Source organism: Acuticoccus sediminis (assembly GCF_003258595.1).
Taxonomy (GTDB): Bacteria; Pseudomonadota; Alphaproteobacteria; order Rhizobiales; family Amorphaceae; genus Acuticoccus; species Acuticoccus sediminis.
The window spans coordinates 987,469-1,005,739 of sequence record NZ_QHHQ01000002.1 but is presented as its reverse complement, the minus strand read 5'-3'; the positions used below and the strand labels follow the sequence as shown (position 1 = coordinate 1,005,739).

Annotated in this window: 16 protein-coding genes; 11 read left to right on the top strand and 5 right to left on the bottom strand. The window is 70.8% G+C overall.

Features of this window, described 5'->3' with window-relative positions; genetic code table 11:
* The first annotated feature begins 77 nt into the window (after positions 1–77).
* From DLJ53_RS12475 to DLJ53_RS12435, 9 genes are all read left to right on the top strand, one after another.
* Positions 78–1,604 (top strand): tripartite tricarboxylate transporter permease, encoded by a 1,527-nt coding sequence (locus DLJ53_RS12475; RefSeq protein WP_111345559.1) that lies wholly within the window; start codon positions 78–80, stop codon positions 1,602–1,604.
* Positions 1,597–2,634, top strand: coding sequence for a Gfo/Idh/MocA family protein (locus tag DLJ53_RS12470; protein WP_111345557.1), 1,038 nt, complete (start codon positions 1,597–1,599; stop codon positions 2,632–2,634). The genes DLJ53_RS12475 and DLJ53_RS12470 overlap by 8 nt, the downstream gene beginning before the upstream one ends.
* On the top strand, positions 2,631–3,146 hold the full coding sequence (locus tag DLJ53_RS12465; protein WP_162409160.1) for a tripartite tricarboxylate transporter TctB family protein: 516 nt from the start codon (positions 2,631–2,633) through the stop codon (positions 3,144–3,146). Before DLJ53_RS12470 ends, DLJ53_RS12465 begins: the two co-directional genes overlap by 4 nt.
* Entirely contained in the window at positions 3,146–3,985 is an 840-nt protein-coding gene (locus tag DLJ53_RS12460) for a sugar phosphate isomerase/epimerase family protein (RefSeq protein WP_111345554.1), read from the top strand. Before DLJ53_RS12465 ends, DLJ53_RS12460 begins: the two co-directional genes overlap by 1 nt.
* Positions 3,982–5,460 carry an enolase-like domain-containing protein gene (locus tag DLJ53_RS12455; RefSeq protein WP_111345552.1) on the top strand — a complete coding sequence of 493 codons (1,479 nt, stop codon included), beginning with the start codon at positions 3,982–3,984 and terminating at the stop codon, positions 5,458–5,460. Before DLJ53_RS12460 ends, DLJ53_RS12455 begins: the two co-directional genes overlap by 4 nt.
* A complete protein-coding gene (locus DLJ53_RS12450) occupies positions 5,460–6,488 on the top strand; it encodes an NAD-dependent epimerase/dehydratase family protein (RefSeq protein WP_111345550.1) in 1,029 nt (342 codons plus the stop codon). Before DLJ53_RS12455 ends, DLJ53_RS12450 begins: the two co-directional genes overlap by 1 nt.
* The gene (locus DLJ53_RS12445) at positions 6,475–7,233 is read left to right on the top strand and encodes a TetR/AcrR family transcriptional regulator (protein ID WP_111345548.1); all 759 of its coding nucleotides are present in this window, start codon (positions 6,475–6,477) and stop codon (positions 7,231–7,233) included. Before DLJ53_RS12450 ends, DLJ53_RS12445 begins: the two co-directional genes overlap by 14 nt.
* The gene (locus DLJ53_RS12440; RefSeq protein ID WP_111345546.1) at positions 7,230–8,276 is read left to right on the top strand and encodes a dihydrodipicolinate synthase family protein; all 1,047 of its coding nucleotides are present in this window, start codon (positions 7,230–7,232) and stop codon (positions 8,274–8,276) included. Before DLJ53_RS12445 ends, DLJ53_RS12440 begins: the two co-directional genes overlap by 4 nt.
* 118 nt (positions 8,277–8,394) lie before the next feature.
* Positions 8,395–9,264 carry an alpha/beta hydrolase family protein gene (locus DLJ53_RS12435; protein ID WP_404801150.1) on the top strand — a complete coding sequence of 290 codons (870 nt, stop codon included), beginning with the start codon at positions 8,395–8,397 and terminating at the stop codon, positions 9,262–9,264.
* A gap of 6 nt (positions 9,265–9,270) precedes the next feature.
* Here DLJ53_RS12435 and DLJ53_RS12430 read toward each other — a convergent pair whose 3' ends face one another.
* The gene (locus tag DLJ53_RS12430; protein ID WP_111345544.1) at positions 9,271–9,885 is read right to left on the bottom strand and encodes a TetR family transcriptional regulator; all 615 of its coding nucleotides are present in this window, start codon (positions 9,883–9,885) and stop codon (positions 9,271–9,273) included.
* Between the two features lie 129 nt (positions 9,886–10,014).
* Here DLJ53_RS12430 and DLJ53_RS12425 point away from each other — a divergent pair, with 129 nt between their 5' ends.
* Both DLJ53_RS12425 and DLJ53_RS12420 read left to right on the top strand, forming a co-directional pair.
* The gene (locus DLJ53_RS12425) at positions 10,015–11,292 is read left to right on the top strand and encodes an efflux RND transporter periplasmic adaptor subunit (RefSeq protein WP_111345542.1); all 1,278 of its coding nucleotides are present in this window, start codon (positions 10,015–10,017) and stop codon (positions 11,290–11,292) included.
* 7 nt (positions 11,293–11,299) lie between these two features.
* Entirely contained in the window at positions 11,300–14,485 is a 3,186-nt protein-coding gene (locus DLJ53_RS12420; RefSeq protein ID WP_111345541.1) for a multidrug efflux RND transporter permease subunit, read from the top strand.
* Positions 14,486–14,545: 60 nt separating this feature from the next.
* Here DLJ53_RS12420 and DLJ53_RS12415 read toward each other — a convergent pair whose 3' ends face one another.
* The 4 genes from DLJ53_RS12415 to DLJ53_RS12400 form a co-directional block, all read right to left on the bottom strand.
* Complete coding sequence (locus DLJ53_RS12415) at positions 14,546–15,256, bottom strand: TetR/AcrR family transcriptional regulator (protein ID WP_111345539.1); 711 nt, start codon at positions 15,254–15,256, stop codon at positions 14,546–14,548.
* A gap of 209 nt (positions 15,257–15,465) precedes the next feature.
* Complete coding sequence (locus DLJ53_RS12410; RefSeq protein WP_111345537.1) at positions 15,466–16,266, bottom strand: alpha/beta fold hydrolase; 801 nt, start codon at positions 16,264–16,266, stop codon at positions 15,466–15,468.
* 99 nt (positions 16,267–16,365) lie between these two features.
* Positions 16,366–17,679, bottom strand: a complete 1,314-nt coding sequence (locus DLJ53_RS12405; RefSeq protein WP_226575659.1) for a TRAP transporter large permease — start codon at positions 17,677–17,679, stop codon at positions 16,366–16,368.
* A complete protein-coding gene (locus tag DLJ53_RS12400; protein ID WP_111345534.1) occupies positions 17,676–18,227 on the bottom strand; it encodes a TRAP transporter small permease subunit in 552 nt (183 codons plus the stop codon). The genes DLJ53_RS12405 and DLJ53_RS12400 overlap by 4 nt, the downstream gene beginning before the upstream one ends.
* Positions 18,228–18,271 lie beyond the last annotated feature (44 nt).

Below are 18,271 nucleotides of genomic sequence, written 5' to 3'. Positions count from 1 at the left end.
GCCCGCCAGATCCGACGGCAGGGCCCGGCTCGGCGCCGGGCCCACGCCTCCGCCCCTCCCGCCCACCGGCCTTCGCGATGCACGGACTGACACAGCTCCTCACGGCCGTCGCCGACATCGGCTTCTCGGCGCAGATCTTCGTCGTCGTCTGGGCGACCCTCCTCGGCATCGTCGTCGGGATGATCCCGGGGCTGACGGCGACCCTCGGCGTGGCGCTCGTCACCACGCTCACCTTCTCGATGGACTCCGACACCGCGATCCTCGTCCTGATCTGCGTCTACATCGGCGCGATCTACGGCGGCGGCCGCTCGGCGATCCTGCTCAACATTCCCGGGACGCCGGCGAACGCCGCGTCCGCGCTCGACGGCTTCCCGCTGGCGACGCAGGGCCGCGCGGGCGAGGCGATGGCGGTCGCCACCACGGCCTCGTTCCTCGGCAGCCTCGTCGGCATGGTGGGGCTCGCGGTCATCGCGCCCTGGCTCGCCGAGTTCGCGCTCGACTTCACCTCGTTCGAATTCTTCTGGCTCTCGATCTTCGGCATCGTCCTGTGCGGCCAGCTCACCTCCTTCGACGACGGGCTGAAGGGCTGGATCTCCGGCTTCTTCGGCATCCTCGTCGCAATGGTCGGGCAGGAGAGCGTTCACGCCTACTCGCGCTTCTCCTACGGCATCCAGGACCTCGAAGGCGGCTTCGGGCTGCTGCCGGTGCTGGTCGGCGCGTTCGGCTGCGCCGAGGTCTTCTCGGTGATGCGCCAGCCGGCCACCCGCCTCGTCGAGGCGAAGGTGACGGGCGTCCTGCGCGCCGCCGCAGGCTCGATCCGCTACGCACGCACCTGGCTGCGGTCCGGCGCCATCGGCACCTTCATGGGCGTCATCCCCGGTGTCGGCGAGGACATGGGGGCGTGGGTCTCCTACGCCGCCGCGCGCCGCGCCTCGCGCCGGAAGGAAGAGTTCGGCCGCGGCTCTGTCGAGGGCCTCCTCGCCGCGGAGACGGGCAACAACGCCGCGGTCCCCGGCGCCCTCGTCCCCGTCCTGACGCTCGCGATCCCCGGTTCGGCGCCCGCGGCGGTGCTCCTCGCGGCGATGGTGATCCACGGCCTGCGCCCCGGCCCGCTGATCATGATCACGCAGGCGGACTTCTTCTATTCCGTCGTCGCGATGGTGTTCTGGGCGAGCTGCGCCATGCTGGTGCTCGGCCTGCTGCTGACGCGCCCTCTCCTGTTCGTCCTCCGGGTGCGGCGGGAGTGGCTCATGGGGATGATCTTCGTCCTCTGCACCGTCGGCTCGTTCGCCATCGCCGGGCGCATCTTCGACGTCTACGTGATGATCGGCTTCGGCCTCCTCGGCTTCCTGATGCGCGAGACGGGCTTTCCGGTGGCGCCGATGATCCTCGGCGTGGTGCTCGGCCCGATCCTCGACAACAACCTGAGGCGCAGCCTGTCGCTGACCGAGGGCGACCTCCTGCCGTTCGTGACCCGCCCGATCAGCGCGGTGATCGCCCTGATGGTGCTCGCGGTCGTCGTCCTCGGCCTGCCGCCGGTGCAGCGGCGCCTCGCCGCGCTCGGCGAACGGGTGTCCTTCCGGAAGGCGCGCTCCGATGGGTGAGACACGCGTCCTCGTCTGCGGCTACGGCATCTTCGGCCGCCTCCACGCGGCCGCCTGGCGCGAGGTGGCCGGGGTCCGCCTGTTGGTCGCCGACCCGGCCGGCGCCGGCCGCGAGCGGGCGCTGGCGGAGGGCGTCGCGGCCGGCGATATCGCCGCCACGGCCGCCGACCTCATCGCCCGTGCCGACATCGTCGACGTCGTCGCCCCGCCGGACGAGCACCTCCCCCTCGCCCTCGCGGCGCTCGCCGCCGGCAGGCCGGTTCTCCTCGAAAAGCCCGCCGTGCGGTCCGTCGCGGAGGCGCAATTGCTGGCGGCGCGCCTCGGGAACGTGCCGCTCCAGGTCGGCCATGTCCTGCGCGCCCACCCGCTGACGCGCCGGGCGACGGCGATCCTGCGTGCGGGCGGCATCGGCCGCCTCGTCGCGATGGAGGGCGACTTCCGCGGATGGAAACGGATGCGGGCCGACTCCTCCATCATCGAGAACGACGGCGTCCACTTCCTGGACCTGATGCGCCATTTCGCCGGCGCCCCGGCGGCGGCCGTCGACGCGCGCGCGATGCACCGGCTGGGCGGCGCGCGGGCGGACGACATCCGCATCGACCTCGCCTATCCCGGCGGGGTCGCTGGCGAACTGCGGCTCGGCGTCGTCGCGGGCGGGGAGACGGAAGACCCGTTCCTCCCCGGCGCGGTGACGGACAAGCGGCTCCGGCTGGTCGGCGACGGCGGCGTCCTCGTGATCGACTTCAACCGCAACCGCCTGACCCACGGCACAGCGCGCTACGACGCCTCGCCCGGAGGATGGACGCCGACGGTTACGTCGCTCACCGAGGAGCAGGCGCTCGGCGCGACGCCGGTGCGCCTCCTCGCGGACAGCTTCCGTGTCTTCCTCGACGCGATCGCGGGGCGCGGCGCGGTCCTGTGCGACGCGCAGGAGGGCGCCGTGGAGATGGCCGGGCTGCTCACCGCGATCGACCGCGCGCTCGCGCGGCCGGCCAACCCCTTCATCCCCGTCCGCGAGAACGCCGCATGACGCGCCGCACGAACACGACCGACCTCGTCGCCGGGATCGTCGCCACGCTCATCGGTACCGGCGCCCTCGCCGGAGCGCTGGCGATGCCCCGTTTCACCGAGCGCGGCGCCAGCCCGTTCACGATGCCCGGCCTGACACCGGCGATCATCGGCGCCATCGTGACGGCCCTCGGCCTCCTTCTGATGCTTCGCGCCTGGCGTGGCGGGACCGCCGACAGCGGCGCCGAGCCGACGATCACGCGCTGGGACGCGTCCTCGGCGCGGCGGATGCTGTTCACCGTCTTCGTCGTCGTCCTCTACGGAGTCGGCCTGTTCGGGCGGCTGCCGTTCGTGCCGGTGACGGCGCTCTTCATCTTCCTCTTCACCGTCGGCAGCGAGCTCCTCAACGAGGAGCGCAGGCTCTCCCTCCCCGCGCTCGTCGTGCGCGCGCTAATCCTCGCGCTCGCCGGCGCGTTCCTGGTGCGGTTCGTGTTCACCGACATCTTCCTCGTCCACCTGCCGGGGGCGCTCTGATGAAGATTTCCCTCTGCAACGAGGTGCTGCGCGAGCGTCCCTTCGCCGAACAGTGCGCCCTCGCCGCCGCCCTCGGCTACGACGGGCTGGAGGTCGCGCCGTTCACCCTGTCGGACGATCCGGCCCGGATCCCCGCCGCGGAGCGCGCGCGGCTGAAGCGCCTCGCCGCCGACGCCGGCGTACCCGTTACCGGGCTCCACTGGCTCCTCTCGGCGCCCGCCGGCCTCTCGATCACCAATGGCGGCGCGGACGTCGTCGCGCGGACGCGCGCGCACATCCTTTCGATGGTGGAGCTTTGCGCCGATCTCGGCGGCACCGTCCTCGTGCACGGCTCGCCGGGACAGCGGCAGCTCGCCGACGCGCCGTCCCCGGAGGCGGGCCGCATGGTCGCGGCCGACCATTTCGCCAGCGCCGGGGATGCGGCGGAACGTGCCGGCGTCCTCTACCTCGTCGAGCCATTGGCACCATCGCTGACGGACTACATCAACACCATCGAGGAGGCCGCGCGGGTGGTGGAGTCCGTCGCATCGCCGGGTCTCGCCACGATGCTGGACTGCGCGGCGGTCGCGGGCGGGGAGTGCGAAAGCGCCGCGATCCTCGCCGAACGCTGGCTGCCGAGCGGCGTGCTGCGGCACATCCACCTCAACGACCGCGCGCTCGGCGGACCGGGACAGGGGGAGGACCGGTTCATGCCGCTGCTCGCCGCGCTCGCCCGAGGCGGCTACGACGGCATCGCCGCCATCGAGCCGTTCATCTACAGCCCGGACGGGCCGACGTGCGCCGCCCGCTCCATCGGCTACGTGCGCGGGCTCATCGAGACACTCGGAGACGCGTCATGACGCCACCCAAGATCAAGGTCCGCGACGGGCGCATCGGCATCGTCAACGCCTTCGCGCGCACGCCCTTCCGCTTCGGCGTGGTGACGCTGGAGGCCGCGGCGAGCGCGACGCTGGCGCTCGACGTCACCGTCGACGGCGTCACCGCCACCGGGTACGCGTCCGACCTCCTCGCGTACAAATGGTTCGACAAGCGGCCCGAGAAGACCCCGGCGGACAACGTCGCCGACCTCCTCTGGGCGATCGACGAAGCGCTGGCCGTGGCCCGCGACCTCCCTGCCGCGACGCTATTCGACCTCTGGCGGGACATCGACCGGACGGTGGACCGGAGGGGGCCGGAGGTGGGCTTCAACCGCCTCGGCGCCTCGTTCGGCGTCTCGATGGTCGAGCGGGCGATGATCGACGCGCTCGGCCGCGCCGCCGGCCGGCCGTTCTTCGACCTCGTCACCGGCAATGCGCTGGGGCTCCGCCCCGGCGACGTCTTCCCCGAGCTCGCCGCGATGCAGGTGGCGCAGGCCCTTCCGGACCGCCCCCTCAGCCGCCTCGCACTGCGGCACACCGTCGGCCTCGTCGACCCGCTCGACGGCGACGAGGCCGGCGCCGGGACCGGCGACGTGCTCCCCGGAACCCTCGCCGACTACATCGCCGAGGACGGGCTGCGCTACCTGAAGATCAAGGTCGGCGGCGACATGGCGGCGGACCTCGACCGCCTCGCCCGCATCGCCGCGCTGATCGAGGCCGCCCCGCACCCCATCGCGGTGACGCTCGACGGGAACGAGCAGTACAGGAGCCTCGACGCGTTCGCCGCCCTGTGCGAGGCGATGCGAACCCGGCCGGACATCGCGCCGCTGCACGAGGCGATCCTCTTCGTCGAGCAGCCGCTGGAACGCTCCGTGGCGCTCGCCGGTCTGCTCGACCCGGCCGCGCTCGCCGTCGTCGGCAAGCCCCTCCTGATCGACGAGGCGGACGGGTGGACGGCGGCCTACAGCGAGGCGATCGGCCTCGGCTACCGCGGCGTCAGCCACAAGAACTGCAAGGGCGTGATCCGCTCGCTGCTCAACCAGTCCCTCGCCTGGCACCGCAACGGCGGCAGTCGCGAGGGCGAGCACTTCCTCTCGGCGGAGGATCTGACCTGCCTGCCCGTGGTCTCCCTGCAGGCGGACCTCGCCGTGGTCGCCGCCCTCGGCATCGGCCACGTGGAGCGCAACGGGCACCACTATTTCCACGGCCTCGACCACCTGCCGGCGGGCGAGGCCGACGCGGCGCTCGCCGCCCACCCGGGCCTCTACCGCAGGGACGGCGGCAGCGTCTTCCTGGCGATCGAGGACGGCGGTCTCGACGTCTCCTCGCTGCAGGTCCCGGGCCTCGGGTTCACGCCCCTTCCCGACCTTGCCACCCGCACGGCCCCGGCCGACTGGTCATTCGACAGCCTGACACGACACGTGCCCGCCGACGCGGCACGACGGAGCGAACCCTGATGTCCGACACATTTCCCGACGCGATCCATACCGAGGACGACCTCGAGGAGCTGCTGTCGCGCCCGAGCGAGGCGCTGATCAGGACGCTGGCGGGGCTCTCCGGCGACATCTCCATTCTGGGCGTCGGCGGGAAGATGGGCCCGACGCTCGCCCGCATGGCCAAGCGCGCGGCGCCGGACAAGCGCGTGATCGGCGTCGCCCGCTTCTCCGAGCCGGACGTGCGCGAGAAGCTCGAGGCGCGGGGCATCGAGACGGTGGCCGCCGATCTCCTCGACGCCAGCGCCGTCGCCGGTCTCGAGAAGACGGAGAACGTCGTCTTCATGGCCGGCCGCAAGTTCGGCTCCAGCGGCGACGAATCGCTGACATGGGCGATGAACGTCCACGTCCCGGCGATCGTCGCCGAGGCGTACCGCGAGTCCCGCATCGCCCTCTTCTCGACCGCCTGCGTCTACCCGTTCTACGACATCACCCGTCAGGGGGCGCGCGAGGACGAGGTGCTCACCCCTCCGGGCGAGTACGCCAACTCCTGCGTCGGCCGTGAGCGGATGTTCGAGCACTTCGCCAAGCGCTACGGCACGCGCGTGTCGATCCTGCGCCTCTCCTACGCCATCGACATGCGCTACGGCGTGCTGCACGACGTGGGGCGCGCGGTGATGGAGGGCCGTCCGGTGCCGGTCGACAGCGGCCACTGCAACGTGATCTGGCAGGGCGACGCGAGCGACATCGCGCTGCAGAGCCTCGCCCATGCCGCCAATCCGCCGTTCGTCCTCAACCTCTCGGGGCCGGAGCTCGCCAACGTGCGCAACATCGCGCTGCGCTTCGGCGAGCACTTCGGCGAGACGCCGACCTTCGAGGGGAGCGAGCAATCCTCGGCCTGGATCGTCGACACGAGCCTGCAGCAGCGCCTCTTCGGCTACCCGCGCGTGCCGCTTCCACGTCTCGTCGACTGGACCGCGACCTGGCTCGGCGCGGGCGGCCGCTCGCTCGGCAAGCCGACGCACTTCGAGGTCCGCGATGGGACATACTGACGGCGCGCCGGAACCGCCGGCCCCGCGCCGGCGCCGCGGCCCCCAGCGGGACGCGGTCGCGACCCAGGCGCGCATCCTCGAGGCCGCACGGCAGGAGTTCGCCGAGAACGGCCTCCAGGGCGCCCGCATGGAGGCGATCGCGAGCCGGGCCGGCTGCAACAAGGCGCTGATCCACCACTACTTCCAGAGCAAGGACGCCCTCTTCGCGATCGTCCTCGAGAAGAACTACGAGGCGATCCGCACCGCCGAGCGCAACCTGCAGCTCACCTCGCGCGAGCCGCACGAGGCGATGCGCGAGCTCGTCGGCTTCTCCTTCGACTACGTGAGCGAGCATCCCGAATTCATTTCGCTCATCAACGAGGAGAACCTGCACGGCGGCGTCCACGTCGCCCACTCCGGGACGGCGCGCGAGCTGAACAGCCCCCTCGTCGCCACCATCGAGGAGGTGCTGGAGCGCGGCGTCGCGGAGGGGATCTTCCGCGCCGGCGTCGATCCGGTGCAGCTCTACATCACCATCGCCAGCATCTCGTATTTCTTCATCGCCAACCGCGCGACGCTGACGGCCATCTTCGACCTGCCGAAGACCGACGACGTCCTCGCCGCACGGCGGGCGCACGCCATCGACGTCGTGCTCGGCTACCTGCGTCCCGACCCGGTCGCGGCGCTGCCCGGCTCCCCGGTCGAGGCCGTCACCCCCGCCCCGAAGCGCGCCACCGCGAAGCGCACACGGAAACCCGCCCCATGAAGATCGCCGACCTGCCCGAGGCCCCGCTCGCCGCGCTCCGCCGCGGCGGGGTGATCCCGGCCCATCCGCTCGCCCTCGACGCCGACCGCCGGCTCGACCCGCGCCGCCAGCGCGCCCTGTCGCGCTACTACCTCGACGCGGGGTCCATCGGCCTCGCCGTCGCGGTTCACACGACGCAGTTCGAGATCCGCCATCACGGCCTGCTGGAGCCGGTCCTGACGCTCGCCGCCGAGGAGGCGGCCGCGCATCCCTCCTCGCCCTTCCTCGTCGCCGGTGCCATCGGTGAGACCGCGCAGGCCATGCGCGAGGCGGAGCTGGCCCGGTCGCTCGGCTACCACGCCGTCCTCCTCGGCCTCGCCGGACACGGCAGCGACGAGGACGCGCTCATCGCCCACTGCGCGGCCGTCGCCGAGGTGATGCCGATCGTCGGCTTCTACCTGCAGACCGCGGTCGGCGGGCCGGTGCTTCCCTACAGGTTCTGGCGCCGCTTCGCCGAGCTGGACAACGTCGTCGCCATCAAGATCGCGCCGTTCCACCGCTACCGCACGCTCGACGTGGCGCGCGCCGTGGTGGACGCGCGGGCGGACGAGCGCATCACGCTCTACACCGGCAACGACGACCACATCGTCGGCGACCTCCTCACCCGCTTCACCTTCATGCGCGACGGTGCGCCGGTCAGCGTTCGCATCAAGGGCGGCCTCCTCGGCCACTGGGCGGTGTGGACGCGCCGGGCGGTGGAGCTTCTCGAGGCGGTGCAGGCCGACGGCGGCACGGGCGCGGCGAGCGACTGGCTGGAGCGCGACGCCCGCACGACGGAGGCCAACGCGGTGCTGTTCGACGTCGCCAACGACTTCCGCGGCTGCATCGCCGGCATCCACGAGGTGCTGCGCCGGCAGGGCCTTCTCGAAGGCATCTGGTGCCTCGACCCGGAGGAGACCATGGGGCCGGGCCAGGTCGAGGAGCTCGACCGGATCTGCCGTGACTATCCGGACCTCACCGACGACGCCTTCGTGCGCGAGAACCTCGCCCGCTGGCTCGCCTGACCGCGTTGCGCCGGTGCCGCGCACCGGCGCCGATCGCGACCGATCGCACCGTCATAATCGATGCTGCCCGATGTTCTGCGCGGCCAATCCGCATTAGAACGGGCACATGAATGGATATTTGAAGCGACTTCTACTGGCGCTCGTCCTGGCCACGGTCACGGCCGGGACCGCGAGCGCGCAGCGGCTTCCGTCCCATAAGGACAACCTGTTCGCCTACCCCGGGGTCCTGTCGACCGAGGCCGGCGGCGCCTACCGCGTCGTCGACTACGACGAGATGCGCGACATCAACGGGCGCGACGAGGTGCCGGAGCGGCGGGTCAAGTCGCGCTACGTGTCGACCGGGGTGCGGCGCTCGCAGGCCGACCTCGTCGCCGATACGGCGGCGGGCCGGGTGCGCTACATCGCCGTCGGCCGCCGGCAGAACGCCAGCATCATCGTGGTCTACCTCCACGGGCAGGGCGGCAGCCGGCGCCAGGGCGTCGACGACTTCACCTTCGGCGGCAACTTCAACCGCATCAAGAACCTCGCGGTGTCGGCCGGCGGCGTCTACCTCTCGCCCGACTTCGCCGACTTCGGGGCGACGGGCGCGGCCCAGGTCGCGGGGCTCATCAACGAGTACGCGGCCGCCTCGCCGCGCGCGCCGGTCTTCGTTGCCTGCGGGTCGATGGGCGGGGCGCTGTGCTGGCGGCTGGCGAAGGACCCGGCGGTCGCCTCCCGGCTCGGCGGGCTCCTGCTCCTCGGCTCGCTGTGGGACGACGGCTTCTTCTCGAGCGCGGCCTACCAGCGGCGCGTGCCGGTGTTCCTCGGCCAGGGGAGCCGCGACAAGGTCTTCCCGGTGGAGCGGATGGAAGGCTTCTTCCGGTCGATCCGTTCCCGCTCGCCGGGCTACCCGGTAAAGATGGTGCGCTTCGAGACCGGCAGCCACGGCACGCCGATCCGCATGACGGACTGGCGCGAGACCATCAACTGGATGCTGTCGGCCCGCTGAGCGCGGTCAACCCGCCCGGCTGACCGGGCGGCCCCCTCCCCGGCAAAGCGCCGCGGCCTCGATGGCGAGGGCCGCGCGCACCACTGCCTGACGGCCCGTGCGCCCGTCGCACCGGCCGTACACCTCGTTGAGCACATCGAGGCCGAGCGACAGCGCCATCAGCCGCTGGGCAACCGGCGCCTCGTCGAGCGTGGCCGGGAGTTCGCCCGCCTCCTTCACGCGCTTCAGGGCGTCGACGATCGCCACGTTCCATTCGTCGAGCGCCTCGCGCACCGCCTCCCCCACGATCTCGCTCATCCGCGCGGCCGCCAACGCGTCGCGCCATAGCCGCTCGGCCATCGCATGCTCCTCGCTGGCGCAGCCGGCGAGGAGGCCGAGGAGGTTGTCCATCGGCGGCATGCTCCGAAGCGTGCGCGTCAGTTCCGGGAGCATGCGGCGAGATGCCTCGCGGAAGGCTTCGGCGCGGAGATCGTCCACCGAAGCGAAGTGGTGATGGATCTGCCCCGGCGACGCGCCGACGGCGGCGGCGACCGCGCGAACCGTCGCGGCCCCCAGCCCCTTGTCCCACACGAGCGCCACGGCCGCGTTCACGATCGCCGCGCGCCGTTCGCTCTTTGCCATGTAGCTCACGGTTCTCACTCCTACCCGCAATGCAGATACCGCATAGCGCACCAACTGGACATGCGTCCAACTTGGACATATGTCCAGATCTTCCGCTTTGGGCCTTCTCCTGCGCCGACCGGTGAATTTATGACGCGTATCCTGATATCCGCCGCGCTCCTGGGCACGGCGGCCCTGATTTCCGCCTGCAGTCCCGAGGGCGGCGAGAGCGCCGCCTCACCCGCCGCCGAGCGGCCGCCGGCGGAGGTCGGAACGATCGAGGTCGTGCCGGAGGACCTGCAGGTCGTGTCGGAGCTGCCCGGACGGATCAACGCGACCCGCATCGCCGAGGTGCGGCCGCGCGTCGGCGGCATCATCCTCGAGCGCGTCTTCGAGCAGGGAACGACCGTCGCCGCCGGGGACGTCCTCTTCCGCATCGACCCGGTGACCTACGACGTCGCCGTGCTGGCGGCTCAGGCGAGCGTGGAGCGGGCGGAGGCGACCCGGCTCGAAGCGCAGCAGAACGAGGAACGCGTCACGACCCTCCTCGAACGCAACGTGTCGAGCCAGGCCGAGGTCGACCGCGCGAAGGCGTCGCGCCTTCAGGCCGACGCCGACGTCGCCGTGGCGAAGGCGGAGCTGCGCGCCGCCCAGATCGACCTCGGCTTCACCAACGTGACGGCGCCCATCTCGGGCCGGATCGGCCGCGCCAACATCACCGAGGGCGCGCTCGTCTCCGCCGCGGGCTCCGAGGTGCTGACGACGATCCAGGCCCTCGACCCCGTCTATGCCGACATCCTGCAGCCCGTGTCGGAGCTGCTGGCGCTCCGGCGCGCGGTGGAAAGCGGCGCGCTGCGCGAGCTGGAACCCGGCGTCGCGGAGGTCCGCCTCTACCTCGACGACGGCACGCCCTACCCCCACCCCGGCCGTCTCCTCTTTTCGGAGGCGACCGTGGAACGGACGAGCGGACAGGTGACGCTCAGGGCCGAATTCCCGAACCCGGACGACGTGTTGCTGCCGGGCATGTATGTGCGCGTCGCCGTCGAGCAGGCGCAGCAGAACGACGCGATCGCGGTGCCGAGCCAGGCCGTCCAGCGCGACGCCTCGGGGGCGGCCCAGCTCTACCTCGTCTCCGGCGAGAACACGGCGGAGATCCGCAGCGTGCGTCTCGGCCGGGCGATCGGCAACCGCATGGTCGTCGAGGACGGCCTCGCCACGGGCGACAACGTGATCGTCGACGGCGTGCAGAAGATCGGCCCCGGCGCCCCGGTGAAGCCGGTCGCATGGACGGACCCGTCCGCCGGGCCCCGCGAGCAGGCGGACGCCGGTACCGCGGACACCTCGCCGGACGGCGCGCGGGAGCTGCAGGACGCCTCCGCCGCGGACGCACCGGCGACCCCCGCCGACACCGACACCGTCGCGAACTGAGGCTCCGATGGCGCGCTTCTTCATCGACAATCCCGTCCTCGCCTGGGTCATCGCGATCTTCATCGTGATGGCGGGCGCCCTCTCGCTGCCGAACATTCCGATCTCGCAGTACCCGAACGTCGCCCCGCCGCAGGTCTCGATCCAGACGACCTTCCCCGGCGCCTCGCCGGAAGACCTCTACCGTCAGGTCACGCAGCCCATCGAGGAGGAACTCAACGGCATCGAAGGGCTCCTCTATTTCGAGTCCACCTCGGACGCGACCGGCGCGGTGTCGATCACCGTGACGTTCGAGTCCGGCACCGACGTCGCGCAGGCCGTCGTCGATACGCAGAACCGGCTGAAGCGCGTGGAGTCCTCGCTGCCGCAGCAGGTCCAGCAGCAGGGCGTCACCGTCGAGGAGGCGAGCACGAGCTTCCTCATGGTCGTGGCCCTGACGGCGACGCCCGAGTCGGGGCTCGACGAAGTCGGCCTCGGCGACTACGCCGCGCGCAGCGTGCTGAACGAGATTCGCCGCGTGCCGGGAGTCGGCCGTGCGCAGCTCTTCGCCGCCGAGCGGGCGATGCGCGTCTGGGTCGACCCGGACAGGCTCGTCGGCCTCGGCCTCTCCCTGACCGACGTGACCGATGCGATCACCGAGCAGAACGCGCAGGTCGCCGCCGGCTCCGTGGGCGCGAGCCCGAACCCCGTCAGCCAGCAGACGCAGGCGACGCTCCTCGTCACCGGCCAGCTCTCGACGCCGGAGGAGTTCGGCTCGATCGTCCTGCGCGCCGAGGACAACGGTGCCCTGGTGCGCCTCTCCGACGTGGCGCGGGTCGAGATCGACGCCGAGACGTTCAACTTCAACACCTACCTCAACGGTCAGCCCGTCGCCTCCATCGGCGTCCAGCTCTCGCCGACGGGCAACGCGCTCGACACGGCCGAAGGCGTGCGCGAGACGATGGACCGGCTGGAGCCGCTCTTCCCCGCGGGCGTCTCCTACGAAGTCCCCTACGACACGACCCCGTTCGTCGACGCCTCCATCGAGAAGGTGCTGCACACGCTGATGGAGGCGGTGGTGCTCGTCTTCGTCGTGATGTTCGTGTTCCTGCAGAACTTCCGCTACACGATCATCCCGACGCTGGTGGTCCCGATCGCGCTCGCGGGCACGATGGCGGTGATGCTACCGGCGGGCTTCTCCATCAACGTCCTCACCATGTTTGCGATGGTCCTTGCCATCGGCATCCTCGTCGACGACGCGATCGTCGTGGTGGAGAACGTCGAGCGGATCATGTCCGAGGAGGGCCTCTCCCCGAAGGAGGCCTCCAAGAAGGCGATGGGGCAGATCTCCGGCGCCATCATCGGCATCACGCTCGCGCTGATGGCGGTGTTCGTCCCCCTCGCCTTCTTCCCCGGCTCGGTGGGCATCATCTACCAGCAGTTCTCGCTGACGATGGTGGTGTCGATCTTCTTCTCCGCCTTCCTCGCCCTGTCGCTGACGCCGGCGCTGTGCGCCACCCTCCTGAAGCCGATTCCCAAGGGACATTCGCACTCCAAGGGCGGCGTCTTCGGCTGGTTCAACCGCAACTTCGACCGCGCCTCGCACGGCTACGCGGGGCTGGTCGGCGGCCTGATCCGGCGCGCCGGACGGCTGATGGTGGTCTACCTCGCCCTCTTGGTCGGTCTCGGCTACGTCTACCTGCAGATCCCGTCCGCCTTCCTGCCGCAGGAGGACCAGGGCTTCCTGCTCGCCGACGTCCAGGCTCCTCCGGGCGCCACGTCCAACCGGTTGCGCGAGGTGACGAAGAGCGCCGAGGACTTTGCCCTCTCGCTCGACGGGGTGGACAGCATCCTCATCATCCAGGGCTACTCGTTCTCGGGCCAGGGGCCGAACTCGGGTCTCGCCTTCGTCACGCTGAAGGACTGGGCCGAGCGCGGCGAGGACGAGAGCGCCGCGGCGCTGTCCGGCACCCTCTCCGGGATGCTCGCCTCGATCCGCGACGCGATCGCCTACGCGCTGTCGCCGCCGCCGATCCAGGGCCTCGGGTCGAGCTCGGGCTTCGCCTTCCGCCTGCAGGACCGCGCCAACCTCGGTGACGCGCGCCTGCGCGAGGGGGCGCAGCAGCTGATGGCGGCCGCGCAGGCGAGCCCGGTCATCGGTCAGGTCTACACGGAAGGACTGCCGCCCGGGCCGCAGCTCCGCCTCAACGTCGACCGCGCCAAGGCGAACGCGTTCGGCGTCGGCTTCGGGGAGATCAACCGGACGGTCTCGGCCGCCCTCGGCTCGTCCTACGTCAACGACTTCCCGAACCAGGGGCGCATGCAGCGCGTCATCGTCCAGGCCGAGGCGCGCTCGCGCATGACGGTAGAGGACGTCATGACACTCAACGTGCGCAACACGCAGGGCGGCATGGTGCCGTTGTCCGCCTTCGCGACCGCCGAATGGGCGTACGGGCCGACCCAGCTCGTCGGCTACAACGGCTATCCCTCGATGCGCATCGGCGGCTCGGCGGCGCCGGGCTACTCGTCCGGCGACGCGATCGCCGAGATGGAGCGCCTTGCCGGCGAGCTGCCGTCGGGCTTCGCGTTCGAGTGGACGGGCCAGTCGCTGCAGGAGATCCAGTCCGGCTCGCAGGCGCCGTTCCTGATCGGCCTGTCGGTGGTGTTCGTTTTCCTCTGCCTTGCCGGGCTCTACGGGAGCTGGTCGATCCCCCTCGCGGTAATGCTCATCGTGCCGATGGGGGCGATCGGCTCGGTCGCGGCGGTGGTGCTGTCGGGGCTCTCCAACGACGTCTACTTCACCGTCGGCCTCATCACGATCGTCGGCCTGTCCGCCAAGAACGCGATCCTCATCGTGGAGGTGGCGAAGGACCTGATGATGGAGGGCCAGTCGCTGCGCGAGGCGACGATCACCGCCTGCCGCCTGCGCTTCCGTCCGATCCTCATGACCTCGCTCGCGTTCACCATGGGCGTGATCCCGATGGCGATCGCGACGGGCGCCAGCGCGGCGAGCCAGAACGCCATCGGCATCAACGTGGTCGGCGGGATGATCTCGGCGACGGTGCTTGGCCTGCTCTTCGCGCCGGTCTTCTTCGCCTTCGTCATGCGCCTCGCCGGCGGCGAGAAGACGTTCGCCGCCAGGCGCGCCGAAGCCGAAGCCGAGGCGGGAGGCCCCGCCCTGCCGCACGACGAAGGCACCGCCCCGGCCGCGTCCTGACGCCTCGCCACGGGCGGATCCGACGCCCGTGGTCCGCCGGCCGCCCGCTTCAGTACTGCGTCAGCGGGCGGCCGGCTGTTCCTTCAGGCCGTAGGCGTGCTCGAGGATGCGCGCGAAGGAGCGGTAGAGCATCTCCAGCCGCTCGAAGCTCCCGCCGTCGAGGGTGATCGCACCGGCGCTGTCGGCGATCGCGACGAGCTGGAGGGCAACGTCCCGGCGCGGCACCGTCGGCTCGAACTCCCCGTTCGCGACGGCATCGTCGATCGCCTTGATGATGAAGCGCTCCAGCGTGATGCCGAAGCCGACCAGTGCCTCCCGCGCGGCGGGGCCGATATGGTCGCGGTCGCCGCGCATGCGGCCGATGAGGCTCCACGGGTTGGAATCGGTCAGCGTCGGATTGAAGGTCAGGTAGCGGGACTTGTTGGCCTCCATCATGCCGATGATCTTCACGGCGAACGGAGCCTTGCGGTCCCAGTTGCGCTCCCAGTCGCTGAGGAGCTGGGTGATGTACTTCACCACAACCGTGTCGGCGAGCGTCTGCTTGTTGCCGTAGTGGTAGTGGATGGCGGCGCGGGTGGTGTGCAGGGCGTCGGCCACGTCCTTGAAGCGGAAGCCCTGGTACCCGTTGCGCACCAGGAGCTCGACCGAGACCTCCTCGATCATCGCCCTGACGGCGGCCGTGTCGCGCCGACCGACGGTCAGCGCCGCCGGTGGGTCCGGATCGGCCCCGGACGGCCGAGCGGCGGGCGCCGCCTCAGCGAGCCGCGGCACGACGGAGCCGCATGGCGGCCGCCTCCCCCGGAGAGAGGCGGCGACGGATCGGGGCGGCCATCGGCGCCGCCGTGGCGACGCCGCATCGGCGGATGATGTTCGGCACGGGCGTTCCTCGTCCTTGTTGGTGCCGGCCGTCCCGGCGTCCGCCGCGAAAGATCGCTGCGGACGCCGGGACGGCCTGTATTTTCAGCGTGTACGCCGCGCGGTCACGCGGTTTCGGCGAGGAGGTCGCGCACGATCTGCGTGAACTCCGCGCCGCGCGTCTGCGGGAAGAAGTGTCCCCCGCCCGGCAGCATGGCGAGACCGGCTCCCGGAAGCGCCGCCGCGAGGGCGCGCTGCAGGAACGCGGGGACGACGGCGTCGTCCTCGGCGCCGATGACGCGCGTCGGCACGGCGATGCGCTCCACGTCGGCGCGACCGTCGAAGGCGAGCAGCGCGTCGATCCGCTCGCGTACCACCGCCTGCGCGGCCGGATCGCGCGGCGCCTTGGCAACCGCCGCCTCGTGCACCTCGAAATGCGTCTCCAGCCACTCGGGCGGATAGGCGAAGAGCGCGGCGGTCGACGCATAGATGGCCGGGTCCTGCGCGAGCATCGACAGGCGGGCAGCGAAAAGCGCCGACATGTAGCGGTTCGGCGCCAGCCACGTACCGCTGAGCCCCAGCGCGCCGACGTGCACCTTGTGGCGGATCGCCAGCGACTGCGCGATGGCGCCGCCGGTGGAATGGCCCACCACCGTCGCCGTCGCGATCTCCGCCGTATCGAGGAGCGCGGCGACATCGTCGGCGAGCTGCGCGATCGTGACGGGCACCGTGCCACGGGAGGAGCCGCCGATGCCGCGCTGGTCGAAGGTGATGACCTCGGCCACATCCTTCAGCGCCTCGACGGTGCCGTTCCAGAACGCGGCCGTGCCGCCGAGACCGCTGATGAGGAGGAGCGGCGCGCCGCTCCCCTCGCGGCGCGCCTTGAGGATCGCCCCGTCGGGCGTCGCAACGTCGAATGTCGTCATTGCAGCGGGACGGGAACGTTCGCGTCGTCCACGGTTTCAGTCGTCACATCGTATCTCCTTGTCGTCCCGGTGTCGGCGCGGCCGCGCCGGAGGCTCTCATTACCCGTAGATGACCTTCGGCATCCATGTGGCGAGGGCCGGGAAGAGAAGGAGCAGCCCCAGCACCACGAGCTGGCAGCAGATGAACGGGATCACGCCCCAGTACATCTGCTTGAGCTTCATCTCCGGCGGCGCGATGGCCCGCAGGTAGAAGATCGAGGGTGCCATCGGCGGGGTGAGGTAGCTCGTCTGCAGCGTCACCAGGAAGACGATCGAGAACCACAGCGGGTCGATGCCGTAGGTCCGGATGATCGGCGCGGAGATCGTCATCATGATGAGCACGATCGAGATGAGGTCCACCGCGAAGCCGAGGATGAACGTGATGAGGAGGATCACGGCGATCACCGACCACGCCTCCAGCCCGAACGCGTCGAGCATGCCCTTCACCGCCGTCATCCCGCCCGAGGCGAAGAAGACGCCGGAGAACATCGAGCCGGCGAGCACGATGGCGAGGATCATCGCCGTCAGCGACACCGTCTGGATCGACGCGTCGAAGATCAGCTTGAGCGAGAAGCGGCCGTAGAAGATCGCCAGCAGCACCACGCCGAAGGAGCCGCAGGCGGCCGCCTCGGTGGGCGTCGCGAGCCCGGTGAAGAGCGTGCCGAGGACGGTCGCGATCAGGAAGGCCGGCGGCACCAGCGCGAAGGCTGTGAAGCCGAGCTTCTGGCCGAGTGTGCGCGGGTCAGGCTCCGGGTCGGCGGGAGCAAGGTCCGGCTTCAGCGTGCAGGCGATGACGATGTAGAGCATGAACATGCCCGCCATCATCAGGCCCGGCACGAGGATGCCGGCGAGGAGGTCGCCCACGGGCAGCGTCACGATCGGCGCCAGCACGACGACCGGGATCGACGGCGGAATCACCGTGCCGAGCGAGCCGCCCGAGCAGATGGTGCCGGCGATCAGCGAGTTGTTGTAGCCGCGCTTCAGCATTCCGGGGATGGCGAGCATCCCGACGAGCGTCTCCGTCGCGCCGACGACGCCGGAGGCTGCCGCGAAGATCGTGCACATCATCAGCGCGGCGATGGCGAGCCCGCCCGGCAGGCGGCGCGTCCACATGTAGAGCGCGTCGAAGAGGCGTTCGGCGATGCCGGCCCGCTCCAGCACCGCGCCCATGAAGATGAAGAGCGGGATCGCGCCGAGGACGTAGTTGGAGGCGACCTCGTGGACGCGCTGGGCGAACTGGAGGACGAGGATGTCGCCGAAGCGGTAGAGCCCGAAGCCGAGGGCCACCAGCATCATCGAGAAGGCGATCGGGAAACCGACGATGATCAGCAGGATCAGCGCCGGCAGCATCAGGAGGACAGCATCGCCCATCATACGGTGCCGGCCCCTTCGGCGATCTCTCCGGGGTGGTGTCCGGGCGGCGGGATCTCGCGGCCGAGGAGGACGGCGACGTTGCGCAGGATCTTGGCTGCGACCTGAAGCGTGAAGAGCGCGAAGCCGACGACGGCGACGCTGAAGTACGGCCAGAGCGGCGGGTTCCAGGCCGAGAGGCCGGTTCCCTCGCCGGTGCGGTGCACCCGCAGCACATCCTTGAAGAGCGCGTAGGTCAGCCAGCCGAGAAGGGCGATCAGCGCGACGTAGCCGACGAGGTCGATGACCGCGATCGCGCGCCGGGGCAGGCGGGCGTGGATGAAGTCGACCTTGACGTGGGCGTCGTTGCGCAGGGCATAGGCGAGGCCGAGCAGGAAGATCGCGCCCATCATCATGTAGCTGAGCTCGAACGCCCATTGGGTGGGCGCGTCGAACAGGTAGCGGCTGAGCACCTCGTAGACCATCGCGAGGACGAGGGGCGTGAGGAGGATCGCCGCCACCCGTCCCGCCCAGAGCGAGAGGGTTTCGATCGTGGCGATGACGGCGCGCATGGACATCCTTCCGTCAGGAACGCAGGAGGAGATCGGCCGGCGGG

Coding starts and splice junctions, on each gene's coding strand:
- DLJ53_RS12475 (WP_111345559.1), top strand. CDS start 78: ATGCACGGACTGACACAGCTCCTCACGGCCGTCGCCGACATCGGCTTC.
- DLJ53_RS12470 (WP_111345557.1), top strand. CDS start 1,597: ATGGGTGAGACACGCGTCCTCGTCTGCGGCTACGGCATCTTCGGCCGC.
- DLJ53_RS12465 (WP_162409160.1), top strand. CDS start 2,631: ATGACGCGCCGCACGAACACGACCGACCTCGTCGCCGGGATCGTCGCC.
- DLJ53_RS12460 (WP_111345554.1), top strand. CDS start 3,146: ATGAAGATTTCCCTCTGCAACGAGGTGCTGCGCGAGCGTCCCTTCGCC.
- DLJ53_RS12455 (WP_111345552.1), top strand. CDS start 3,982: ATGACGCCACCCAAGATCAAGGTCCGCGACGGGCGCATCGGCATCGTC.
- DLJ53_RS12450 (WP_111345550.1), top strand. CDS start 5,460: ATGTCCGACACATTTCCCGACGCGATCCATACCGAGGACGACCTCGAG.
- DLJ53_RS12445 (WP_111345548.1), top strand. CDS start 6,475: ATGGGACATACTGACGGCGCGCCGGAACCGCCGGCCCCGCGCCGGCGC.
- DLJ53_RS12440 (WP_111345546.1), top strand. CDS start 7,230: ATGAAGATCGCCGACCTGCCCGAGGCCCCGCTCGCCGCGCTCCGCCGC.
- DLJ53_RS12430 (WP_111345544.1), bottom strand. CDS start 9,885: ATGGCAAAGAGCGAACGGCGCGCGGCGATCGTGAACGCGGCCGTGGCG.
- DLJ53_RS12425 (WP_111345542.1), top strand. CDS start 10,015: ATGACGCGTATCCTGATATCCGCCGCGCTCCTGGGCACGGCGGCCCTG.
- DLJ53_RS12420 (WP_111345541.1), top strand. CDS start 11,300: ATGGCGCGCTTCTTCATCGACAATCCCGTCCTCGCCTGGGTCATCGCG.
- DLJ53_RS12410 (WP_111345537.1), bottom strand. CDS start 16,266: ATGACGACATTCGACGTTGCGACGCCCGACGGGGCGATCCTCAAGGCG.
- DLJ53_RS12405 (WP_226575659.1), bottom strand. CDS start 17,679: ATGATGGGCGATGCTGTCCTCCTGATGCTGCCGGCGCTGATCCTGCTG.
- DLJ53_RS12400 (WP_111345534.1), bottom strand. CDS start 18,227: ATGCGCGCCGTCATCGCCACGATCGAAACCCTCTCGCTCTGGGCGGGA.